Raw genomic sequence first — 22,274 nt, forward strand, 5'->3', positions numbered from 1 at the left:
CGTGCTCACTTCTTGGGCTGCCAGTCCTCTACGTTCCACCACGGGCCGGAGGCCAGACCGTGGTCGTGCGGCTCGACCTGGGTGGTCGGGCCGGAACCGCCGGTCCGCCACTTGTCGTTGATCACGTACATGTGGTCGACGTGGGTGAGGAAGGTGTACGCCGGGTCGTCCACCAGCTCGCGCTGGACGGTGTCGTAGGCGGCCCTGCGCTTCTCGGTGTCGTCCGTGCGGCGGGCGTCCACCAGCGCCCGGTCGACCGTGTCGCTGGCGTAGCGCGACATGTTGTTGAAGCCGTCGCCCGCCAGCGAGGAGTGCAGCAGCAGGTACTGGTCGAAGTCGGGGTCGGCCGGGCTGCCGCCGCCCGCGAGCACCGCGTCGTGCTTCATGTTCGGCTCGATGGCCTCCCAGGTGCCGGACTCGACCTTGGCCTCGATGCCCGCCTTCTTGACGTCGGAGGCGAAGGCCAGGGCGTGCTTCTGGCGCAGGGTGTCACCGGTGAGGTACCAGAGCTTGAAGGAGGCGCGTTCGCCGTCCTTGGTGCGGATGCCGTCCTCGCCCTTGGTCCAGCCGGCCTCGTCGAGGATCCGCTCGGCCTTCTTCAGGTCGTGGGCGCGCTCGGTGCCCTTGGTGAACCAGGGGCTGTCGGTGGGCACCGGGCCGTAGGCGGGCTTGCCCGCGCCGTCCAGGATGCCGTCGACCATCGCCTTGCGGTCCACGGCCAGGTCCAGGGCCCGGCGTACGGCCTTGTCGCCGGTGACCTCGTTCGCGCTGGGCAGCGTGACGTTGCGGTAGTCGAAGGTCTTGGCGGCGAGGGTCTTCTTGCCCTTGGAGGACGCGAAGGTGGCGGCGAGGTTGGGCGGCAGGATGGCGCCGTCCAGGTCACCGGCCCGGAGCCGGGTGGCTCGTACGTCGTCGTCCTTGATGATCGCCATGGTGAAGTTCTTCACCTTCGGTGCGCCGCCCCAGTAGTGGGGGTTGGCCTTGAAGGTGAGCTTCTCGCCCTTGGACCAGTCGGCCAGGACGTACGGTCCGGTGCCGACGGGCTTGGTGGTGAAGGGGCCGCTGTTGATGTCCTGCTTGCCGGCGAGGTGCTTCGGGGCGATGGCCAGGACGGTGCGCTCGGCGAACGGCGCGTAGGGGTACTTCAGACGGAAGACGACGGTCTTGTCGTCCTTCTTCTCGACCTTGTCCAGGGCGTCCAGTTCGGCCTTGGAGGCGTTGTTGGTCTTCTCGTCCAGGATCGTGTCGTAGGTGAAGACCACGTCGTCGGCGGTGAAGGGCGTGCCGTCGGAGAACCGCACGCCCTGGCGCAGCGTGAAGGTGTAGGTCCTGCCGTCGTCGGAGACCTGCGGGAGCCTCGCGGCCAGGGCCGGCTTGAGCTTCATGGCCGCGTCGTGGGTGAGCAACCCATCGAAGATCTTGGAGTTGCCGTCCTTGCCGTAGCCGAGGAGCGGGCTGAGGGTCTCCGGCTCGTTGGCGATGCCGACCACGACGGAGTCCTCGGCGCCGCCCGTGCCGTCGGTGGGCGTCGAGCAGGCCACCGCCCCGAAGGCCACCGTGCCGGCCATCACCGTGGCGGCCCTTACCCGTATCGACCGGGCCGTCATGCCCACACCCCTAATGAAGATCGACTGTTATTGCGGTTCAGCGCTATTGCGAAGAACTCGCAATTAAGCGATCCCATTAAACAGTACGTAAAGGGACGGCCATGAACCGGCCTCCGGCCGCGGGCGTCAGGAGGTACCGGTCTTCAGCGTCAGGTGCCACTTCGCCAGCAGCTCGGCGATCGGCTGGAAGATGGTGACGGTACTGCCGCCGTCGCCGTCGCAGCCGGAGGCGCCGCCGCCGGAGTGCACCCCGACGGCCATCGGGTTGTTGAGCTGGGTGACGTACGAGCCGCCCGAATCGCCGGCCGCGGAGCAGGCGTTGGTGTACGAGAGCCCCTCGATCTCCACATTGCCGTAGTCCACCGTCTGGTCCACCCGGGTGATCTCGCCGCAGTGCCAGCCGCTGGACTGGCCGGAGCGACAGATCGACATGCCGACGAGGCCCTCCTGCGAGCCGGCGACGGTCACCGGCCGGCCGGCCTCGCCCGCCACGGTCGGACTGAGCGTCCAGTCCGGCTGGTCGACCTCGACCAGCCCGAAGTCGCCCTCGCGCCCGTTGACGCTGTGCCTGCCGCCGAAGTTGGACGTGCCCAACCGGCTGCCGTCCTTGCCGTACGCGGCCTGCTTCGGGGTCAGGGTGCAGTGACCGGCCGTCACGAAACCCTGGAAGTCCTCCGGGCCGGTCACCGAGAAGCCGATGGAGCAGATCCCCTCGTTGCCGGGCATCCAGCGCTCACCGCCGATCACCCGGCCGCCCTGCTGACGCGGCGACTGGTCGGTCTGCTCGACGGTGACCGGGATCTTCGCGCGGGTCCCGAAGCCCCGGACGGCCTTTTCGAACTCGTTGGTCCGCGCGGTGCGCTTGGTGCGGTCGACCCGGATCACCACGCCGTTGGACCGCTCGTCCACCCCCCAGCCGGTGACGCCCGGTACGCCCTTGCCGGCCCGGCCGTTGATCTGCCGCACCAGTGCGACGAGCGCGGCGTGGCTGTGCGGCACCGTTCTGGGCACCGCGCCCACCGCCCGCACGCGCTGGGCGTCGGCGGCGCCGGTGACCGCGACGATGAGCTTGCCGGTCGCCTTGTCGAACCACATCCCGGCGGGCGGGGTGCTCAGTGCCCGGCGCACGGCGGCCGCGGCACGGTGGGCGTCGGTCTCCTGCGCGAGCCGGACGCGCACCTGGTCCCTGGTCAGTCCGAGGTCCCGGCTCATCGCGTCGAACATGCCGCGCGGCTGGGGCGTCGGGTCGGTCCGCGGTACGGCGTGCGCCGGGCCGAGCGAGCCGACGGCCGCCATGGCCGCGACGGTCGCGCCCCACAGGGCGGCCTTGCGAAAGCGTTGCATCGGGGATCTCCTCGCGGTGTCGAGTGCACGTCGGATCCGACGTGTCGAGCGTGCGTGACACCGCGACACGCGGCATGAGGGAGATCCTTTGCATGATGGCCGGATGACCCGCGAGACCCACTGCCAAATCCCCGCCCCCGGCGGCCCGATAGCGTTCGGGCAACTGCCCGCGGAGCTGCGCAAGGTGACCTACTCGGGCGCCCGCCATCCGGGAGCGGGGACACCTGAATGCCCGTCATCCGGGCCGGACGGGCCGACCGTCACGGCCGGGCCCGCCGCGCCCGGCGAGCTCGCGGCCCTGTCGGGCGGTGCCAACTGCCAGCGCTACGCCTATGCCGTACTGGGCCACTTCGGTCTGCCCATCCCGCCGTTGCGTTCGGCGGAGCTGTGGGCGGACCGGCGGGCGACCCGGCGGGCCGACCGGCCGCGGCCGCTGGACCTGGTGCTGTTCGACGGCGGGCCGGTCGCGGGCCGCCCCGAGGGCTACGGCGCCCACGTGGGCGTCCATCTGGGGCCCGACCAGGTGCTGCATCTGTGCCGGGAGGTCGGCCGGCCCGCCGTGTGGCGCTATGCCGACTTCGCGGCGCGGGCACGCTATGCGCGCCTGCTGGGCTTCAAACGGGCGGTGGGCCCGCAGGGCCGGTGAACCCTCGACGGCCTTCCGGGCCCGCCGCCCGTCCGGGAACGCTCAGCGGCGCCGGCCGGCCGGCCGGGAGCGCTCAGAAGCCGCCGTCGCCGCCGAAGCCGCCACCACCGTCGAAGCCTCCGCCGTCGCCGAAGCCACCGCCGAAGTCGTCGGAGCTGAAGTCGGAGCCGGAGTAGTCTCCGCCCTCGGCGCCGGCGGGCCCGCCGAAGTCCGCGCCGTAGGCGGGCGACGACATCATCACGTTGCCCAGCAGCGTGCCGACCAGGAGGCCGGGCAGCAGGCCGCCGCCGAAGTAGCCGCCGGCCCAGGGGCCGTAGGCCGGGCCGGCCTCCCAGTAGGGGCGGTCTCCGCGCTCGGTGCGGACCGTACGGGCCAGCGGCTCGCGGCCGTCGTCCAGCCGGCTCTTGTCCGCGGCGCAGACCGGTACGGTGCGCTCCGCGCCGCCGGCCGGCGCCCAGGCGACGTCGACGACGGACGGGCCGTGCCGCGGGTCGAAGAAGCAGGGCGGCCGGCGCTCGGGCAGCGGCTTGCCCGCGCGGCGCGCGGCGAGCGTGGCCAGCGAGAACCGGCCGTCCTCCAGCGCCTGGGTCACGCCCCGCACATCGCCGGGGTGCTCGGCCGCCGCCATCGCCGACTTGGCCGTCTCGTACGCGTCCAGCGCATGGCTGTAGTCCGCGCGCATCGCGTCGTCGGCGCCGGGCTCACCGGGGTGGAAGTCCAGCCGGTCCAGCTCCTCGCCGAAGGCGGTGATGTCCTCGTCGACGACGACCCGCAGGTCCTCCAGCGCGGCCCGCTCCTCCTCGGCCCGCCGCCTGCGGTTGCGGCGGGCGATGACGTACGCGCCACCGCCGCCTACGGCCACCAGGACACCCAGGCCGATCGCCGTGCCGGTGTCGAACCCGCCGGCCCCTCCGGTGTCGCCCCACGAGCTGGGGGCGTGGCCCCGCGCCGACTGCTCCGCGGTGTCGACGAAGCTGTTCAGCCGCTCGGCGACGGTGTAGTCGGAGCGCTTGACCGAGCCGACGAGGTTCTTGACGGAGTCGCGCGACATCACGCGCGGATCGGCGCCGGCGTTGAAGCCGTCGCCCAGTTCGACGGCGTAGACACCGCTGATGCCGACCTTGGTCCGCAGGTCCGCCAGCAGCGTGCCGGGCTGGTACTCGGCGGCTCTCGGCAGTACCGCGACGAAGATCGGCTTGTCCGCGTCCTTGATCTTCTTGGCCAGCGCATCCGCCTGACCTGCGGAAAGCTGGTCCGAGGCGCGCGGATCGACATAGACCGGGCCCTTCTTCAGGGCCGCCGCGGCCTGGTCGAGCCCGCCCGCGGCATGGGCGCCGGGCGCCAACAGTGCGGCCACCGCCACCAGCGCGGCCACCAGGAGGAGAACCGGTCCGATCAGCGCACGTCGAGTTGCGGTGTCCATGGGTTCGACGCTACCCGAACAGCACTTTCCAGACATCACCGGACGGGTGATCGATCCGGTCCGGCCGCGGGATTGTCTCTTGCCCCGGGGGGTCTGTCGCGCCGGGAATGGCCATCCAGGTGGTCGCTCAGCGCGTCGTTTTTGGCCATCGACGTGCCGGGGATGCTCCGGCTCGTCCCTCCCCCGAGGAAACGAGAAGACGATGTCCAGGGCCGCTTGGGTAGCCACGAATCTGGCCGTCGCCGTCGCCGCCACCGCCGTCGGCTGCATGCTGGTGATCACGCTGGCACCGGAGCGCGCCGGGCCGGACCGGCCGTCACCCGCCGGTGCCCTGGCCGCCGTGACCGGGCACGGCGGCTCGGCCGCGCGTGCCGCCACCTCCGCGCTCGGCGCCGATGCCGTGCCGTCCGACGCCGGCCTTCCGACCGCTCCCGTGACGGGGCGGATCGAGGTGACCGCGCCGCAGGGCGGTGTCGACTTCAGGGCGAACGGCAGCTTCGCCGTGGCGTGGAAGAACACCACGGGCGAGCAGGTGGACGTCTGGCTGCGCACGGACACCGGCCACGGCCGCTCGCAGCGGCTGGGGCTGGTCGCCACCCATGCGGGCGCCGGGCGGGCCGGCGAGGTGATCGTGACGCTGCCGCGGGTGCCGCCGGGCCCCCGCTACTTCCTGGAGGTGGCCACCACCGGTGACGGCGAGGTCCGCGGCCTGAGCAGGACCTTCGCCGTCACCGGCTGAGCGGCCGGGCCCTCAGGGGGCGTCGAGACCGACCAGCCCGGCCAGGGCCTGCCGGTGCCGTCCCGGCGAACCCAGGGCGAGCTCGTCGCTCTTGGCCCGCTTGAGGAACAGATGAGCCGGGTGCTCCCAGGTCATCCCGATGCCGCCGTGCAGCTGGACGCACTCCTCGGCGGCACGTACCGCCACCGGCGCGCAGTACGCCTGGGCGACCGCCACGGCCACGGCGGCGTCGGGGCTGTCGGTGGCCAGCGCGTCGGCGGCGTTGCGGGCGGCGGCGCGGGCCGAGGCGACCTCCAGCCACAGCGCGGCCATCCGGTGCTTGAGCGCCTGGAACGAGCCGACGGGGCGGGCGAACTGGGTGCGCTCGGCGGTGTAGCGCACCGTTTCGGTCAGGCACCATTCGGCGACGCCGAGCTGTTCGGAGGCGAGCAGCCCGGCCCCGGTGAGCAGGGCACGCTCGACGGCGGCGCGGGCGCGGTCGCCGGTGGCCAGCAGGGTGCCGCGGGCGCCGTCGAGGGCGAGGTGCCCCAGGCGGCGGGTGAGGTCGAGCGAGGTGACGGCGTCGGTGCGCACGCCCTCGGCCGTGGCCTCGACCGCGTAGAGCGCCGGGCCGTCCGTCCCCTGGGCCCAGACGAGCAGCAGGTCGGCGGCCGCGGCGTCGGCGACCGAGGTCGCCCGGCCGGTGAGGGCACCGCCGGCATCGGCCCGTACGGCCGGTTCCGGCAGCCCTCCGGGGGCGGTGGGCAGCGGGAGGGCGAGCACGCCGACGGTGCGCCCCTCGGCGAGCGCGGCGAGCGGTGCGGCGACCTCCGGCCGGTCGCACGGGCAGCCGAGCAGGGCCGTCACCGCGACGACCGCGCTGGTCAGATACGGCACGGCGGCGACGGAGCGGCCCAGTTCCTCCAGCACGACGGCGGCCTCGCGGGCGCTCGCGCCGGCCCCGCCGAGCTTCTCGGGGACCAGCAGCCCCGCGGTGCCGATCTCCGTGGCGAGCGCGCGCCACAGTGCGGAGTCGTAGGGGCGGTCCGCCTCCAGGCCGGCGAGCACGGTGGCCGGATCGCTGCGGTCGGCGAGCAGCGACCGTACGGCGGCGCGCAGCGCGTCCTCGTCCTGCGAGTACAGCAGATCGGGGTCCGGTCCCCCTGGCGCGGTGGTCTGCGGATCGGTCATCGGGGGAGGTCCTTCCACGCGACGTCCTTGTCGGTGCGCGGCTCGGGCGGCAGCCCCAGTACGCGTTCGGCGACGATGTTGAGCAGCACTTCGGAGGTGCCTCCTTCGATGGAGTTCCCCTTGGCGCGCAGATAGCGGTAGCCGGCCTCGCGTCCGATGAAGTCGACGCCGTCGGGGCGGCGCATCGTCCAGTCGTCGTAGGTCAGTCCGTCCTCGGCGAGGAACTCCACCTCCCAGCCGCTGATCTCCTGGGCGAGGCGGGCGAAGGCCAGCTTCATGCCGCTGCCCTCCGGTCCGGGCTGCCCTTTGGTCAGCTGCTGGCGCAGCCGCTCGCCGGTCAGCCGGGCGACCTCGGCCTCCACCCACAGCTTCAGCAGCCGCTGGTGCAGATCGTGGGTGCGCAGTTCGGGCCGGGCGCGCCAGTCGGCGGCGGCGACGCCGATCATGCCGCCCTCGCGGGGTGTGCGGACCCCGCCGATGGCGACCCGCTCGTTCATCAGGGTGGTCTGGGCGACCTGCCAGCCCTCGCCGACCGCGCCGAGGCGGTGGGCGTCGGGGATCTCGACGCCGGTGAGGAAGACCTCGTTGAACTCGGCCTCGCCGGTGATCTGCCGCAGCGGGCGCACCTCGACACCGGGGTGGGTCATATCGCAGACGAAGTAGCTGATGCCCCGGTGCTTGGGCACGTCGGGGTCGGTGCGGGCGATCAGGATCGCCCAGCGGGCCAGGTGCGCGCTGGACGTCCAGACCTTCTGCCCGTCGACGATCCAGTCTCCGCCGTCGTCCCGGACCGCGCGGGTCGCCAGCGCCGCCAGGTCGGAGCCGGCACCGGGCTCGCTGAACAGCTGGCACCACACCTCCTCGCCGGTCCACAGGGGCCGCAGGAAGCGCTGCTTCTGCTCGTCGGTGCCGAACCGCAGGATGGTGGGCGCGGCCATGCCCAGGCCGATGCCGATCCGGCCCGGGTCGTTGCCGGGGGCGCCGGCCGCCTCCAGCTCGGCGTCGACGACCGCCTGGAGGGATCGCGGCGCGTCGAGTCCGCCGAGTCCCTCGGGGAAGTGGACCCAGGCCAGTCCCGCGTCGAAGCGGGCGCGCAGGAACTCCAGGCGGTCGGTCGTGGCGGGAGGGTGGGCGGCGAGCAGCTCGGCGGTGCGCCGGCGCAGGTCGGTGGCGTCGGTCATCGGGCCTCCCCCGCTCCGGGGACCACCACGAGCCGGCCGACGGAGGTGCCGTCGGCGACCTGCTGTACGGCGTCGGCCGCCGACTCCAGCGGTACCCGCCCGCCGATCAGCGGCTTGACCACGCCCTGCGCGGCGAGCTTGGTCAGCTCCTCGTGGCAGGCGTCGACGGCTGCCGGGTCCTTGGTGTTGTACAGGCCCCAATGCAGGCCCAGGATCGCGTAGTTCTTCACCAGCGCGTGGTTGAGGGCGGGGGTGGGGATGGCGCCGCCCGCGAAGCCGACGACGATGATGCGGCCCTCGAAGGCGATGCACTTGACGGACTTGGCGTACGCGTCGCCGCCCACCGGGTCGTAGACGACGTCGGCGCCCCGGCCGTCGGTGGCCTCCTTGACCGCGGCGACGATGTCGTCCGTGCGCCGGTCCAGGACGAGGTCGCAGCCCAGTTCGCGGGCGATGCGGGCCTTGTCCGCGCCGCCGGCCACCCCGATCACCCGTGCGCCCGCGGCCTTGCCGAGCTGGACGGCGGCGCTGCCGACGCCGCCGGCCGCGGCGTGCACCAGCAGCGTCTCGCCGGCCTGCAGCCGGGCCCGGCGGTGCAGTCCGAACCAGCCGGTCTGGTAGCCGACGTGCAGTGCGGCGGCCTCCGCGTCGTCCAGGGCCTCGGGAGCGGGGCGGGCGGTCGCCGCGTCGACGACCGCGAGCTCGGCGAAGCCTCCGTCGGGCAGCGGCGGCTGGGCCAGCACCCGCCTCCCGACCTCGCCGGCCGCGCCCTCGCCCACGGCGAGCACCTCGCCGCAGATCTCCACGCCCGGCGTGAAGGGCAGCGGCGGCCGCACCTGGTACTGGCCCCGGCACAGCAGCGCGTCGGGGAAGTTGACGTTGGCGGCCCGCACCCGCAGCAGCAGCTGCCCCGGGCCCGGCTCCGGGTCCGGCACCTCCTCCAGCCGCATCACTTCACGCGGCTCGCCGTTCGCGTGTACGCGCCATGCCTTCACCTGGTGCCTCCACAGACCTTGGATACGCGGGTGGGGCAAAGGGCGCAGCGGCCCCTCGCCAGCGACATACTAAGCGGTCGGTATCGGCTAGGGAACCGTCGTCGGCGACTCCGCGCCACATCCCGGCGCCCGCCCCGCCGCCCGACCCGGGCCGCCCCCCGGGAACCTGGTACTGACAGGGTCAGGCACCACCCGGCCCGATGGCCGAGACTGGCCGGTATGGACTCACCCGCCACGGACACCCCCGCCGAATTGGGGAACTTCCTGCGCTCCCGCCGCGCCCGGCTCCAGCCGGAGGACGTCGGACTGGTCTCCTACGGGGCGCGCCGCCGGGTCCCGGGCCTGCGCCGCGAGGAGCTGGCGCAGCTGGCCGGCGTCAGCATCGCGTACTACACCCGCCTCGAACAGGGCCAGAGCCGCAACGCGTCCGAAGGGGTGCTGGACGCGCTGGCCCGCGCGCTGCGGCTGACCGCCGACGAGCGGGCCCATCTGTACGTGCTGGCCCGCCCCACCCGGGCGCGCCGCCGCCCCGCGGTCCGCCACGACCGGGTCCGCCCCGGCGTGCGGCAGCTGCTCGGCGCCATGGCGGACGTACCGGCCCTCGCACTGGGACCGCGGTTCGAGATCCTGGCGTGGAACCGCCTCGGGCACGCCCTGGTCGCCGGGCACCTCGACTTCGACAGCCCCGACCGCCCGTTGGACCGGCCCAACGCCCAGCGGCTGCTCTTCCTCGACCCGCACACCAGGGAGCTCTACCGGGACCGTGACGAGGAGGTCCGGCGGGCCGTCTCGGCGCTGCGGGTGGCCGCGGGCGAGTACCCCGACGACCCCCGGCTCACCGAGCTGATCGGCGAGTTGTCGATGAAGTCCACCGAGTTCAGCGGCCTGTGGTCCCGGCACGCCGTCAGCAACTGCACCTTCGGCACCAAGCGGTTCCACCATCCGCTGGTGGGCGACATGGAGCTGGACTTCGAGATGATGCGGACGCCGGACGGTTCCGGGCAGGGCGTGCTGATGTACACCGCGGCGGAGGGCTCGCCGTCCGAGGCGGCGCTGCGGCTACTCGCGGCGGAGCGCGCTCCAGAACTCCGGGTCCTCGAACCCGAGCGCCCATAGGCCGGTGCCCCGCACCCCGTACTTCCTCAACAGGGGCAGCTGGGCCCGGACGCCGCGCGCGTCCTGGTACCACACCTCGTGCTCCTCGTCGTCCTTGTAGTAGCGGAAGTACGGGGTGCCGGACTGCTCGTCGAAGCGGTACTCCGCGTCCGTCCGCTCACGCAGCGCCTCGGCCTGCTTCCAGGTCAGATGGCCCGCATGGCCCTTGACGCCGGTGACCCAGTCCCAGCCGTAGCCCGGGAAGGCCACCTCGATCTTGTGGCGCGGGATGGTGCCGGTGGCGTAGCGCAGAAACTCCTCGTACCAGTCCCGGGAGGACAGCGGACCCGCCTCGCCGCCCGACCAGTGCAGGTCGTACCCCATGATCCGGACCCGGTCGGCGTACCTGCCGAGCCACTCGTAGTCGAACGCCGTGCCGCTGCCGCGGACCCGGGCCAGCACCGTGACCACACACTGCTTGCCGAGGTCGTGCAGCCGCGCGCACAGCTGCCGGACGAGCGCGTTGTATCCGGTCCGCACCCGCTCGCGGGCCTCCTTGTCGCCGGTGACCGCCATCGACTCGTAGTCCAGGTCGAGCCCGTCGTACGCACGGCTCTCCACCACGTCCAGCAGCCGGTCGACATGCGCCCGGCGCCGATCGGGGTCGTGCATCAGATCGCCCATCTCCTTGGCGCCGAGGGTCTCGGTGACCGTGGGCACGACGGCGATCCCGGCGTCGTGCAGCCCGTCGATGATGCCGCGCCGCCCGGCGCCGTGGTGTCCGGTGATGGTGGTGTCGGAAGAGGCCTGGTACCAAAAGGGGCTGACGGTGTGCAGCTGGGAGGCGTGTTGCAGGGCGTCGCGGTAGGCGGCGTCGATGTTGCCCCAATAGGGCAGCCAGGCCGAGGCGGTGCGCCCGCGGTCCCGCTGCCCCTCCGGGGTCTTCGCCGCCTCGGCGGCCGGGGCGAGCGGTCCGGCGAGCACCGCCACGGCCAGCAGAACGGACAGTCCGGTGCGCGACCGGGATCCTGAGGGTTGGTCCATGCCCAAAGCGTCACCCGGCAGCGTTCATGACGCATCGTCAGTTCCACCGAACGGGGCGGCGGGTGGTCCGCGGCCGGACCGCCGGCCCCGGCGCACCGGGCGGGGCACCGGTCAGCCGCCGGACACCCCCTGGGACAGGGTGACCGCGATCCGGCCGGAGGCGATCGCCGCCGCGAGGGAGAGGCGGTCGTGGGCGATGTCGGCGCAGGTCGCGGTGTCCATCCGCAGTCGGACGTCGGGGCGCTCGGCGGGTCCGTCGGCGTAGCTGGGGCCGCCGTCGGCCGCGAGCAGGACATGGAACTCCCCCTCGTCGAGGGCGATGTCGACGACCCGGACGCCGTCGGTGAAGTGGTCGGCGAGCCGCGCGATGAGCGGCACCGCGAACCAGTGGGCCCGTACCGCGTCCGTGGGGCGCCGCCCGTCGAGGGCGGGGGCGCCCCAGTCGGCGAGCGCGCTGAGCGCGGGCAGCAGCGCGCGGCCGCGGGCGGTGAGCTCGTAGACGTAGGCGGCTCCGGGCGGGGCGAGCCGGCGGCGGGTGACCAGGCCGTCCCGCTCCATGTCCTTGAGCCGGGAGGCGAGCATGTCCGTGCTGACGCCGGGCAGGTCGGCGTGCAGATCGGTGTAGCGCCGGGAGCCGCCCAGGAGTTCCCGGACGATCAGGAGCGTCCAGCGGTCGCCGACGGCGTCCAGGGCTCGGGCGACGGCGCAGTACTGGTCATAGCTTCGGCGCGGCATGACACCAGCATAGACAGAAGTTGGACTTTCCAAGTCCCTACTTGGTAAAACCAAGTACGGTGTGACGAATGCTGCCGCGCCGCGCGGTGAGCGAGGGACCGGGAGGCCACCCCATGCAGTTCAAGCAGTCCAGCAAGATGGCCGACGTCTGCTACGAGATCCGCGGACCGGTGATCGAGCACGCCGACGCGCTGGAGGAGGCCGGCCACAGCGTGCTGCGGCTGAACACCGGCAATCCGGCGCTGTTCGGCTTCGAGTGCCCCGAGGAGATCCTGCAGGACATGATGCGCAATCTGTCCCGTGCGCACGGCTACACCGACTCCCGCGGCATCCTCTCGGCCCGCCGCGCGGTGGCCCAGCGCTACCAGCAGGCCGGGCTGCCGGACGTCGGCGTCGACGACGTCTACCTCGGCAACGGCGTCTCCGAGCTCGTCTCGCTGGCCGTACAGGCGCTGCTCGACGACGGCGACGAGGTCCTCATCCCGGCCCCCGACTACCCCCTGTGGACGGCGGTCACCACGCTCGCCGGCGGCAAGGCCGTGCACTACCTCTGCGACGAGTCCGCCGACTGGCTGCCGGACCTCGACGACCTCGCCTCGAAGATCACCGACCGGACCCGGGCGCTGGTCATCATCAACCCCAACAACCCGACCGGCGCGGTCTATCCGCGCGAGCTGCTGGAGGGCATGCTCGACCTCGCCCGGCGCCACCAGCTGATGGTCTTCGCCGACGAGGTCTACGACCGGATCGTCTACGACGACGCGGTGCACCACCACGCCGCGGTGCTCGCCCCCGACCTGGTGTGCCTGACCTTCTGCGGGCTGTCCAAGTCCTACCGCGTGGCCGGCTTCCGCTCCGGCTGGCTGGTCGTCACCGGCCCCAAGGAGCACGCCGCCGACTATCTGGAGGGCCTGGGCACCCTCGCCTCGATGCGGCTGTGCCCGAACGCGCCCGCGCAGTACGCCGTTCAGGCGGCCCTCGGCGGCCGGCAGAGCATCCAGGACCTGGTCCTGCCGGGCGGGCGGCTGCACGAGCAGCGCGATGTGGCCTTCGAGCGGCTCAACGAGATCCCGGGCGTCTCCTGCGTCAAGCCCAAGGGCGCGCTCTACGCCTTCCCCCGCCTCGACCCCGCCGTACACAAGATCCACGACGACGAGAAGTTCGTCCTGGACCTGCTGCTGCGGGAGAAGATCCAGGTCGTCCAGGGCACCGGCTTCAACTGGCCGCGCCCGGACCACTTCCGCATCCTCACCCTCCCGCACGCCGACGACCTCGACGCGGCGATCAGCCGGATCGGCCGCTTCCTGGCGGGCTACCGCCAGTGACGCCGGGGCGCCCCCAGCGCCCGCGCCCCACCCCGCCTTCCCGGCGTTTCCCGGCTCCCTCCCGCTCTCCCCTCCCACCTCACCCGAACGGCCGCACCCCCGCCGCTCGCCCGTCCGCCGCTCCCCGGTGCGCACCGGGGACCCGTCCACAGGCGGGAAGGCCTTCCGGGCGGCGTGGGGGCGCCGCGACACCGTGGGGAAGCCCCCCACCCCAAAGGACGCGATCTCCCGGCGGCGGGCCGTCCGGGCCGCCCGCCGCACGAACGCGCCCTTGAGCGGATCGCCCGCAGCAGATTAGGTGGAGGGCGGCATTCCTGCCGCGACCCCACAAGGGAGGGGGACTCCATGCCGGTACGGCCTGCAGAATCGGAAGCGGAACTCGAGGCTCACCTGCACGGCATATGCTTCAAGACCGGTCCGCCGCGCCGTATCGGCGTCGAGATCGAGTGGCTGGTCCACGACGCGCGCAACCCCCGATGTCCGGTCGAACCGGACCGGCTGCGCCACGCGGCCGGCGCACTGCGCGCCCTGCCCCTCAGCTCGCTCCTGACCTTCGAACCCGGCGGCCAGCTGGAGCTCAGCTCGCTGCCCGCCACCTCACTGACCGAGTGCATCGAGGCCGTCGCGGCCGATCTCGCGCTGGTCCGCCCCGCCATGCTGGCGATGGGCCTGGGAATGGCCGGCCACGGCCACAATCCATGGCACCCCCCGCGCCGGGTACTGACCGAACCGCGGTACAACGCCATGGAGGCGTACTTCGACCGCTGGGGCTCCGCCGGGCGGGCCATGATGTGCGCCACCGCGTCCGTGCAGGTCTGCGTGGACGCGGGCCACGAGGAGCCGGGGCCGTTCGGACTCGGCCGGCGGTGGCGGCTGGCCCATCTGCTGGGCGCGGTACTGACCGCGGCGTTCGCCAACTCGCCGACCAGTGAGGGCTGCCCCACGGGCTACCGCAGCACCCGCCAGGTCGTCTGGTCCCAGCTCGACCCGGGCCGTACGCTCGCCCCGCACCAGGAGCCGGATCCCCGCACCGCCTGGGCGCGCTACGTCCTGGACGCGCCGGTGATGTGCGTCCGCAACGAGGACGGCCCCTGGGACGCGCCGGAGGGGCTCACCTTCCGCGAGTGGGTCCGTACGGGCGTCCCCAGACCACCGACCCGGGAGGATCTGGACTACCACGTCACCACGCTCTTCCCGCCCGTGCGGCCGCGCGGCCATCTGGAGCTGCGCATGATCGACGCGCAGTCGGGCGACGGCGGATGGATCGTGCCGCTGGCCGTGACCGCCGCCCTGTTCGACGATGCGGAGGCCACGGAGCGCGCCTACCGCGTCGTCAAACCCCTCGCCGACACGGCCGGTTCCCGGCCCGCGCCGCGCAATCCGCTGTGGCGGCGCGCGGCCCGCGGAGCGCTGACCGACCCGGAGCTGCACTCCGCAGCGGTGGCCTGCTTCGCCGCCGCGCAGGAAGCCCTGCCACGGCTCGGCGCCTCCCTGGAGGTGCGCACCGCGGTCGCGGAGTTCACCGACCGCTATGTGGCGCGCGGACGCTGTCCCGCGGACGACCATCTCGACGCCCTGTACGCCGCGGAGGGCGCTCTCCTCCTTGGGAAGGACGGCCAGTGACCCACGACCCCGAGCTCCTTCGCGAACGGGCGGCCTCGGCGCTGCGCACCGCCCGCGACCGCACCCGCCTGCTGACCACCTGCGTCGAGCACCCCGACCTCGTCGCACAGCACTCCCCGCTGATGTCCCCGCTGGTGTGGGACCTGGCGCACATAGGCAACCAGGAGGAGCAGTGGCTGCTGCGCACCGTCGGTGGTCGCGACGCCCTGCGGCCGGACATCGACTCCGTCTACGACGCCTTCGAGCATCCCCGCGCCGAGCGCCCCTCGCTGCCGCTGCTGGCACCGGACGAGGCGCACGGCTACGTCGCCGAGGTCCGCGGCCGGGTGCTGGACATCCTGGAGACCGCCCCGCTGCACGGCGGTCCGCTGCTGGACGCGGGCTTCGCCTTCGGCATGATCGCCCAGCATGAGCAGCAGCACGACGAGACCATGCTCATCACGCATCAGCTCCGCTCGGGTCCACCAGTGCTGAGCGAGGCGGAGCCGTTGACCGTCGCTCTCGACGAAACGCTGGTCGACGAAGTCCTGGTGCCCGGCGGGCCGTTCGCCATGGGGACCTCCACCGAGCCCTGGGCGCTGGACAACGAGCGGCCCGCGCACCACCGGCTGGTACCGCCCTTCCTGATCGACACCACACCGGTCAGCAACGGTGCCTACCAGCGGTTCATCGAGGACGGGGGCTACCGCGAGCCGCGCTGGTGGACCGCGGCGGGCTGGGCGCAGGTGCAGGAGAACAAGCTGCGCGCACCACTGTTCTGGAAGCGTGACGGCGGCCAGTGGCTGCGGCGGAGATTCGGGGTCACCGAGCCCGTGCCACCGGACGAGCCGGTGCTGCACGTCAGCTGGTACGAGGCGGACGCCTATGCGCGCTGGGCCGGCCGGCGGCTGCCGACCGAGGCCGAATGGGAGAAGGCCGCCCGGTACGACCCGGAGGCCGGCCGGTCGATGCGCTACCCCTGGGGGGACGAGGACCCCACGCCGGCGCACGCCAACCTCGGCCAGCGGCATCTGCGGCCCGCCCCCGTCGGCAGCTACCCGGACGGCCAGTCGCCCCTGGGCGTACGGCAGCTGATCGGCGATGTGTGGGAGTGGACGGCGAGCGACTTCCTGCCGTATCCGGGCTTCGCCGCCTTCCCCTACCGCGAGTACTCCGAGGTGTTCTTCGGCGATCAGTACAAGGTGCTGCGCGGCGGGTCGTTCGCCGTCGACCCGGTCGCCTGCCGGGGCACCTTCCGCAACTGGGACCTGCCGGTCCGGCGGCAGATCTTCGCCGGGTTCCGGACCGCCAAGGACGTCGCCCCGGCGGCGGACGCATGAGCCCGGCGACACGGGAGGGCCTGCGCTGATGTGCCGTCATATCGCCTATGTGGGGCCGTCGATCCCCTTCGGGCAGATCGTGCTGGACCCGCCGCACGGCCTGTACCGGCAGTCGTGGGCGCCGCGCCGCCAGCGGTACGGCACGGTCAACGCGGACGGGTTCGGCGTCGGCTGGTACGCGCCCGGCGACCCGGTGCCCGCCCGCTACCGCCGGGCCGGGCCGATCTGGGCCGACGAGCAGCTGCCCGACCTGGCGCGGGTGGTGCGCACCGGCGCACTGCTGGCCGCCGTACGGGACGCCACCACCGCCGGTGCGGACGCCGAGGCGGCGGCCGCGCCGTTCGCCGGCGACCGCCACCTCTTCAGCCACAACGGCGCGGTGACCGGCTGGCCGGACTCCCTCGCCCCGCTGGCGGCCGAGCTGCCGCCGAGCGAGCTGCTGCGGTTGCAGGCCCGCTGCGACGCGGCGTTCGTGTGGGCGCTGGTGCAGCACCGGCTGGGCCGCGGTGACGAGCTGGGCGAGGCGCTGGCCGACACCGTCACGGCCGTCGCCGCTGCCGCGCCCGCCTCCCGGCTCAATCTGCTGCTGACCGACGGCACCTCCATCGCCGCCACGACCTGGGGCGACACCCTGTTTCACCTGGCGATTCCCGGCGGCGGCCGGGTCGTCGCCGCCGAACCGTACGACGATTCCCCCCACTGGACCGAGGTCCCCGACCGCACCCTGCTGCGCGCCACCCGCACCGGAGTCCACCTCACCCCGCTCAAGGAGCCCACCACGTGAGCCCGCTCAGCATCACCCGCACCCTCCCTGCCGACGCCACCGCGGCCGCGCTGCGCGCCGACGTCGCCCAGGGACTGTCCGACACCCCCAAGCAGCTGCCGCCCAAGTGGTTCTACGACGCCCGCGGCAGTGAGTTGTTCGAAGAGATCACCAGGCTGCCCGACTACTACCCGACCCGCGCCGAGCGGGAGATCCTGCTCACCCGCGCCGACCACATCGCCGCGGCCACCAACGCCCGCACCCTGGTCGAGCTGGGTTCCGGCTCCTCCGACAAGACCCGCCATCTGATCGGCGCGCTGACCGGGCTGCACACTTACGTCCCCATCGACGTCAGCGAGTCCGCGCTGGCCGCGGCGGGCGAGGCGCTGCTGGCCGAGCACCCCGGCCTGACCGTGCACGCCCTGGTCGCCGACTTCCAGCAGGGCGTCGAACTCCCCGACACGCCCGCTCCGCGACTGCTCGCCTTCCTCGGCGGCACCATCGGCAACCTGCTCCCCGAGGAGCGGGCCGCGTTCCTGCGCTCCGTCCACGCCATGCTGTCCCCGGGCGACGCCCTGCTGCTCGGTACCGACCTGGTCAAGGACGAGGCCACGCTGGTGGCCGCGTACGACGATCCGCAGGGCGTGACGGCCGACTTCAACAAGAACGTCCTCCAGGTCGTCAACCGCGAACTGGACGGCGATTTCGATCCGGCGGACTTCGACCATGTCGCGCTGTGGAACGCCGAGCAGGAGTGGATCGAGATGCGGCTGCGGGCCCGCAAGGAGCTGACCGTGAAGATCCCCGGAGTGGATCTCGCGGTGACCTTCGCGGCCGGAGAGGACATCCGCACCGAGATCTCGGCGAAGTTCCGCCAGGACGGCGTACGGGCCGAACTTGCCGTGGCCGGGCTGGAGTTGACCAACTGGTGGACCGACAGCGCGGACCGCTTCGCGCTGTCACTGTCCTTCCGCGCCTGACCGACCGTCGATTCCCGGCCGGTGTGTCCTCGGGCGCGCCGGCCGGGTCCCCTGTCCGGCGCCGGTGTGGTTCGATGCCCCGATCACACGTTCGCACCGGGCGGGCGCACCGCGCGCGGAGTCGAGGGGCAGGGACGCGACATGGGGCAGGGGCTGGATCGGCGGAGTTTCCTCAGGGGCGCGGCCGGTCTGTCGGCCGCCGGCGTACTGGCGGGAGCGGGCAGCGGATGGTTCACGGCCGGGGCGGCGGGCCGCCGGCCGGCCGCGCCCGCCGCGCTCTCCGTCCAGGACTGGATGTCGGCGCTCGCCGACGACACCCCCCTGTCGCGCCTGACGATCCCCGGCACCCACGACTCCGGTGCGCGCATCGGCGGCCCCTGGGTCGCCTGCCAGAACACCTCCGTCGAGGAGCAGCTCGGCAGCGGAATCCGCTTCCTCGACGTCCGCTGCCGGGCCGTCGACAACGTCTTCGCCATCCATCACGGCGCCTTCTACCAGGAGCTGATGTTCGGCGACGTACTCAACGCCTGCCGGGCGTATCTGCGGGCGCACCCGTCCGAAACGGTGCTGATGCGTCTCAAGCAGGAGTACTCGGAGGTCGGCGCCGAGGAGTTCCGCCGGATCTTCGACATCTACCTGGACGACAAGGGCTACCGCTCGCTCTTCCGCCTGGAGGGCGACCTGCCGACGCTGGGCGGGGCACGGGGCAGGGTCGTCCTGCTGGCGGACTCCGACGGCCTCGGCGGCGTCCGCTACGCCGATCCCTCGCTGTTCGACATCCAGGACGACTACATGGCCGAGCCGTTCGGGAAGTACCCGAAGATCGAGGCCCAGTTCCGCAAGGCGGTCGCCGAGCCCGGCAAGCTCTTCGTCAACTACGTCAGCACCGCCGCCCTGCTCCCGCCACGCTCCAACGCGGACCGCCTCAACCCGCAGGTCAAGGCCCTCCTGGAGGGCTCGGAAGGCAGTTCCTGGACGGGCCTTGGCATCGTCCCGATGGACTTCCCGAACGCATTCGGCCTGGCGGAGACCCTGATCCGGCACAACGCGACGGTACGGGACGCACGGCTGACGCGGTGAGCGCCGGGCCCGCGGCGCGGGGTGTCACCCGGTTGGGCGAGTCGGCCGCGTTCCGGCGTTCGGGGGCGGTGCGGCGGCGCCGGCGGCCGCGCCATGGCCGCCGGGCCGGGGGCCATGGGCCTCGCCGGGGTCGCCCTGCGGGCCGCGCCCGGCCGATTCTCGTCCACCGCGCGCGGTGATCCGCCCTCGGTGATCAACCAACCCGGTCCCGCCTGCATCAGACTGAGTGAAATGTCTGGTTCCGGTGGCGATCCGGCGTCCTGCGGACGCCCGCCCCGGCTGATGCGGCGAGGCGGCTGTTGGTGGAGACGAGCGAACGCGGGACCGCGCCGGCGGCGTACGGCGTGGCCGCGGCGGCCGAGGCCTGCCCGGGGCCCGGCGGGCCGACCTGCAGGGGTCGGGGCCGGGCCGGCGTTCCGCTGCGCGCGACGATGGCGCTCGGGGTCCTCACCGTCGTGCTGGGCAGCACGGCGCTGGCGCTGAGCACGCCCCCGCGCGATCCGTTCCTGGCCGCCGGGGACAGCACCACCGGCTCGTACCTCGCGACCCGCGCCGACGGCGACCAGGCCGCCGCTTCCGTGCTCGCCGGACCGTACGCGGAACGGCCCGGCCCGCCCGTGACGCTCCGGCGCGGCGGCGGGACGACGGCTCCGCTGCCGGTGTCCCGGCCGCTGGAGGCGGCCCCGGCGGCGCCCTCGCCGGCGATCGGTGCGCTCTTCTCCCCCGGCGACGACGGTGACCCGGCGCACCACTGCACGGCGAGCGTGGTGCACGCCCCCGCCGGCGACCTGGTCGTCACCGCCGCGCACTGTGTGCACGACGGCGGCTTCCGCACCCGGCTCGTCTTCGCGCCCGGTCTCCACGACGGGATCGCGCCGTACGGCCTGTGGGTGCCCACCCGGATCCATGTCGATCCGCGCTGGATCAGCGACCGGGACCCCGACCACGACGTGGCGTTCCTGCGGGTGCGCAGACCAGGGCGGGCCGGCGGCCGCATAGAGGACCTGACGGGCGCCGAGCGGATCCGGTTCGACGCGCCGCCCGGGCGCCCGGCGCTGCTGATCGGCTACCCCTCCGACCGGGACACCCCGATCGGCTGCCGGCACACGGCGGACGCCCAGGGCCCGTCCCAACTGCGCTTCCGCTGCCCGGGGTTCCCCAACGGGACGAGCGGCGGACCGATGCTCACCGACCTGGACCCGGCCACCGGCACCGGCTCGCTCATCGGGGTGGTCGGCGGTCTCGACGAGGGCGGCGACGACCTCGTGTCGTACAGCAGCCGGCTCGGCGCGGACGCCGCCGCCCTCTACCGCCGCGCGAGCGCCGAGCCGGCCCCGGCCCCGCCCGTCAGGCCCCGCGCGGCACCACGGTCTTGAGGACCGACGGCAGCGGGTACCAGTCGGCGGTGGCGAAACTGGCGTGCGCGGCGGCGAGCTGGTTCACCCGGGCCAGCGCCTCCGTCTCGGTCGGGCGGGTGCCGTCGATCGCCGGGGGGACGTTGTGCGCGTCGGTCATGATCAGGAGGTAGTGGCGGGTGTCGTACCAGGCGGTGTCGATGGAGCCGTTGAGGTACGTGGCGGCGTCGCCGTCGAAGACCACGAACCAGGGGCGCAGCGCCGGGTCCTGGTAGCGCTCACGGGGGTCGCCGGGAGCCGCCCCGTGCACCGCGGGGAAGGCCGTGGACCGCGCCAGCCTCCCCTGCCCCGCGAGGTCCTTCAGATGCCGGGCGTACTCGACATCGGTCCACAGCCTGTCGAGCGGGTTGTTCTCCTCCAGCGTGCCGGGTATCAGCTCGAACAGGAACTTTCCGGCCAGGTCGGCGCGCGAGGGCCAGCCGCCGGCCCGCACCGCCTCGTCGGGCGTGGCGTGCCCGGCGGTCAGATCGCCCGGCCCGTACACCGCGTCGCCCAGCTTCTGCCGTATCAGCGCATCGAACTCGGCCGGTCCACGCCCGCCCTTGGCGTTGAATCCGTCCTTCATCTCGACCTTGACCAGGATGGGACGGTGGCCGGGGTGCGCGTCGTGCCAGGCCTTCATGTCGGCGAGGCAGCCGCCGAAGTCCTGGTTGCGGTCCTTGCTGCGCAGCTCCGACGCGTGCGCGGCGCCCTCGCAGTTGTTGTTGTTCCCGAGCGGGTTGCTGTGCGAGACCCGCCAGGACCGGCCCAGTCCGTTGGACCAGAGGTCGAGTTCGAGCAGCGCGGCGCCGGAGTCCAGCGCGTCCGCGAAGTAGGGATACTTCTCCTTGTCGTAGGCATTGTGGACGCCCACGGACGTGCTGGTGCCGTACGTCATGGCAGCGGCCGGCTCGGCACCCGCCGGTCCGGTCACCGCCATCAGAGCCGCCGCCGCGGCGGCAACCGTCCCCACACACCGCTTCCCGTTCATGAGCCCCGCTTCCCCTAGGTCCTCGGCCGGTCGGTCGCCCGGTCGATCGGGCGTCAGCGTACGGGAGTTGGCGGCGGTGGGGATCACAGGGTGGGCGCAGCAGACGCACACGGCGCACGACACCGGCCAACACAGGAGGACGCATGACCGACGCGAACACCAACGCGCACCCGCACACCGAGGCCGACCCCGACACCGGCACCGGCACCGGCACCGATGCGGCGAACACGTCGACGGGAGCGGGAACGGAAACGGAAACAGACGGAAGCACGACGACGACCAGGAAGGCCTCGCGCACCGGCCTGCCGCTCGCGGCGGCCGTCCTCACCGGAACGGTCGCGCTCTACATCGCGCTCGTCGCCTTCGGCAACATCACCGACTTCGGCACCAACCAGCAGTTCGTCCGCCATGTCCTGGCCATGGACACCACGTTCAAGGACCCGGACCTGATGTGGCGGGCCATCACCTCGCACCCCCTTCAGGACGCCGCGTACGTGGCGATCATCGTCTGGGAGACGCTCGCCGCGCTGGTGCTGATCGCCGCCACCGCCCTGTGGACCGTCGCCCTGCGGCGCGGCGGCGACCTCGCCCGCGCCCAACGGACCAGCACGCTGGGCCTGCTGATGATCCTGGTGCTGTTCGGCGCGGGCTTCATGGCGGTCGGCGGCGAGTGGTTCGCCATGTGGCAGTCGGAGACCTGGAACGGCCTGGAGGCGGCCGCCCGCAACGTCACCGTCGCCGGGATCACGCTGGTGGTCGTGCACCTTCCGGCCCGGAGCGGACGCCGCGGAGGCGGTCAGTAGCCTCCACGGCCGCCGCC

At 73.1% G+C, this 22,274-nt stretch carries 20 protein-coding genes; 11 read left to right on the top strand and 9 right to left on the bottom strand.

The annotated features are described in order from the left end of the window. Nucleotides 1–5: 5 nt before the first annotated feature. Complete coding sequence (locus ACFWZH_RS14320; protein ID WP_384429398.1) at nucleotides 6–1,607, bottom strand: ABC transporter substrate-binding protein; 1,602 nt, start codon at nucleotides 1,605–1,607, stop codon at nucleotides 6–8. 126 nt (nucleotides 1,608–1,733) lie between these two features. After that, nucleotides 1,734–2,951 carry a S1 family peptidase gene (locus ACFWZH_RS14325; RefSeq protein ID WP_384429401.1) on the bottom strand — a complete coding sequence of 406 codons (1,218 nt, stop codon included), beginning with the start codon at nucleotides 2,949–2,951 and terminating at the stop codon, nucleotides 1,734–1,736. A gap of 103 nt (nucleotides 2,952–3,054) precedes the next feature. On the opposite strand from ACFWZH_RS14325, the gene ACFWZH_RS14330 reads away from it, so the two are divergent. Continuing rightward, entirely contained in the window at nucleotides 3,055–3,597 is a 543-nt protein-coding gene (locus tag ACFWZH_RS14330) for a cell wall hydrolase (protein ID WP_384429404.1), read from the top strand. A gap of 73 nt (nucleotides 3,598–3,670) precedes the next feature. Here the strand turns inward: ACFWZH_RS14330 and ACFWZH_RS14335 are convergent, their stop codons facing one another. Beyond that, on the bottom strand, nucleotides 3,671–5,020 hold the full coding sequence (locus tag ACFWZH_RS14335; RefSeq protein ID WP_384429407.1) for a hypothetical protein: 1,350 nt from the start codon (nucleotides 5,018–5,020) through the stop codon (nucleotides 3,671–3,673). Between the two features lie 202 nt (nucleotides 5,021–5,222). On the opposite strand from ACFWZH_RS14335, the gene ACFWZH_RS14340 reads away from it, so the two are divergent. Next, the gene (locus tag ACFWZH_RS14340) at nucleotides 5,223–5,759 is read left to right on the top strand and encodes a Ser-Thr-rich GPI-anchored membrane family protein (RefSeq protein WP_384429410.1); all 537 of its coding nucleotides are present in this window, start codon (nucleotides 5,223–5,225) and stop codon (nucleotides 5,757–5,759) included. A gap of 12 nt (nucleotides 5,760–5,771) precedes the next feature. On the opposite strand, the gene ACFWZH_RS14345 is transcribed toward ACFWZH_RS14340, so the two are convergent. The 3 genes from ACFWZH_RS14345 to ACFWZH_RS14355 are packed head-to-tail and all read right to left on the bottom strand — an operon-like array spanning nucleotide 5,772 to nucleotide 9,105. Continuing rightward, complete coding sequence (locus tag ACFWZH_RS14345; RefSeq protein WP_384429413.1) at nucleotides 5,772–6,929, bottom strand: acyl-CoA dehydrogenase family protein; 1,158 nt, start codon at nucleotides 6,927–6,929, stop codon at nucleotides 5,772–5,774. Beyond that, nucleotides 6,926–8,110, bottom strand: coding sequence for an acyl-CoA dehydrogenase family protein (locus tag ACFWZH_RS14350; RefSeq protein WP_384429415.1), 1,185 nt, complete (start codon nucleotides 8,108–8,110; stop codon nucleotides 6,926–6,928). The genes ACFWZH_RS14345 and ACFWZH_RS14350 overlap by 4 nt, the downstream gene beginning before the upstream one ends. Continuing rightward, on the bottom strand, nucleotides 8,107–9,105 hold the full coding sequence (locus ACFWZH_RS14355; RefSeq protein ID WP_384429418.1) for an NADPH:quinone oxidoreductase family protein: 999 nt from the start codon (nucleotides 9,103–9,105) through the stop codon (nucleotides 8,107–8,109). The genes ACFWZH_RS14350 and ACFWZH_RS14355 overlap by 4 nt, the downstream gene beginning before the upstream one ends. A gap of 219 nt (nucleotides 9,106–9,324) precedes the next feature. Here ACFWZH_RS14355 and ACFWZH_RS14360 point away from each other — a divergent pair, with 219 nt between their 5' ends. Continuing rightward, nucleotides 9,325–10,221, top strand: coding sequence for a helix-turn-helix transcriptional regulator (locus ACFWZH_RS14360; RefSeq protein ID WP_384429421.1), 897 nt, complete (start codon nucleotides 9,325–9,327; stop codon nucleotides 10,219–10,221). On the opposite strand, the gene ACFWZH_RS14365 is transcribed toward ACFWZH_RS14360, so the two are convergent. Further along, nucleotides 10,165–11,244, bottom strand: coding sequence for a glycosyl hydrolase family 18 protein (locus ACFWZH_RS14365; protein ID WP_384429424.1), 1,080 nt, complete (start codon nucleotides 11,242–11,244; stop codon nucleotides 10,165–10,167). The two genes, ACFWZH_RS14360 and ACFWZH_RS14365, sit on opposite strands and share 57 nt — an antisense overlap. Nucleotides 11,245–11,355: 111 nt before the next feature. Then, a complete protein-coding gene (locus ACFWZH_RS14370) occupies nucleotides 11,356–11,979 on the bottom strand; it encodes a winged helix-turn-helix transcriptional regulator (protein WP_384429427.1) in 624 nt (207 codons plus the stop codon). A 113-nt stretch (nucleotides 11,980–12,092) separates the two neighbouring features. Here ACFWZH_RS14370 and ACFWZH_RS14375 point away from each other — a divergent pair, with 113 nt between their 5' ends. The 7 genes from ACFWZH_RS14375 to ACFWZH_RS14405 all read left to right on the top strand — a co-directional run bounded on the left by ACFWZH_RS14375 (nucleotide 12,093) and on the right by ACFWZH_RS14405 (nucleotide 20,445). Continuing rightward, the gene (locus ACFWZH_RS14375) at nucleotides 12,093–13,304 is read left to right on the top strand and encodes a pyridoxal phosphate-dependent aminotransferase (RefSeq protein WP_384429430.1); all 1,212 of its coding nucleotides are present in this window, start codon (nucleotides 12,093–12,095) and stop codon (nucleotides 13,302–13,304) included. 345 nt (nucleotides 13,305–13,649) lie between these two features. Beyond that, on the top strand, nucleotides 13,650–14,927 hold the full coding sequence (egtA, locus tag ACFWZH_RS14380) for an ergothioneine biosynthesis glutamate--cysteine ligase EgtA (RefSeq protein ID WP_384429433.1): 1,278 nt from the start codon (nucleotides 13,650–13,652) through the stop codon (nucleotides 14,925–14,927). After that, nucleotides 14,924–16,246 carry an ergothioneine biosynthesis protein EgtB gene (gene egtB / locus ACFWZH_RS14385; RefSeq protein WP_384429436.1) on the top strand — a complete coding sequence of 441 codons (1,323 nt, stop codon included), beginning with the start codon at nucleotides 14,924–14,926 and terminating at the stop codon, nucleotides 16,244–16,246. Before egtA ends, egtB begins: the two co-directional genes overlap by 4 nt. A 28-nt stretch (nucleotides 16,247–16,274) precedes the next feature. Next, the gene (egtC, locus tag ACFWZH_RS14390; RefSeq protein ID WP_384429439.1) at nucleotides 16,275–17,030 is read left to right on the top strand and encodes an ergothioneine biosynthesis protein EgtC; all 756 of its coding nucleotides are present in this window, start codon (nucleotides 16,275–16,277) and stop codon (nucleotides 17,028–17,030) included. Beyond that, complete coding sequence (gene egtD, locus ACFWZH_RS14395; RefSeq protein WP_384429442.1) at nucleotides 17,027–17,989, top strand: L-histidine N(alpha)-methyltransferase; 963 nt, start codon at nucleotides 17,027–17,029, stop codon at nucleotides 17,987–17,989. The genes egtC and egtD overlap by 4 nt, the downstream gene beginning before the upstream one ends. Before the next feature lie 141 nt (nucleotides 17,990–18,130). After that, entirely contained in the window at nucleotides 18,131–19,069 is a 939-nt protein-coding gene (locus ACFWZH_RS14400) for a phosphatidylinositol-specific phospholipase C domain-containing protein (RefSeq protein ID WP_384429445.1), read from the top strand. A gap of 302 nt (nucleotides 19,070–19,371) precedes the next feature. Continuing rightward, nucleotides 19,372–20,445, top strand: coding sequence for a trypsin-like serine peptidase (locus ACFWZH_RS14405; protein WP_384429448.1), 1,074 nt, complete (start codon nucleotides 19,372–19,374; stop codon nucleotides 20,443–20,445). On the opposite strand, the gene ACFWZH_RS14410 is transcribed toward ACFWZH_RS14405, so the two are convergent. Continuing rightward, nucleotides 20,417–21,454, bottom strand: coding sequence for a phosphatidylinositol-specific phospholipase C domain-containing protein (locus ACFWZH_RS14410; RefSeq protein WP_384429451.1), 1,038 nt, complete (start codon nucleotides 21,452–21,454; stop codon nucleotides 20,417–20,419). The two genes, ACFWZH_RS14405 and ACFWZH_RS14410, sit on opposite strands and share 29 nt — an antisense overlap. Nucleotides 21,455–21,597: 143 nt before the next feature. Between ACFWZH_RS14410 and ACFWZH_RS14415 the strand changes: the two genes are divergently transcribed. Then, entirely contained in the window at nucleotides 21,598–22,257 is a 660-nt protein-coding gene (locus ACFWZH_RS14415) for a DUF2165 domain-containing protein (RefSeq protein ID WP_384429454.1), read from the top strand. The last annotated feature ends 17 nt before the right edge of the window (nucleotides 22,258–22,274 follow it).

The organism is Streptomyces sp. NPDC059008 (assembly GCF_042749045.1).
Classification (GTDB): Bacteria; Actinomycetota; Actinomycetes; order Streptomycetales; family Streptomycetaceae; genus Streptomyces.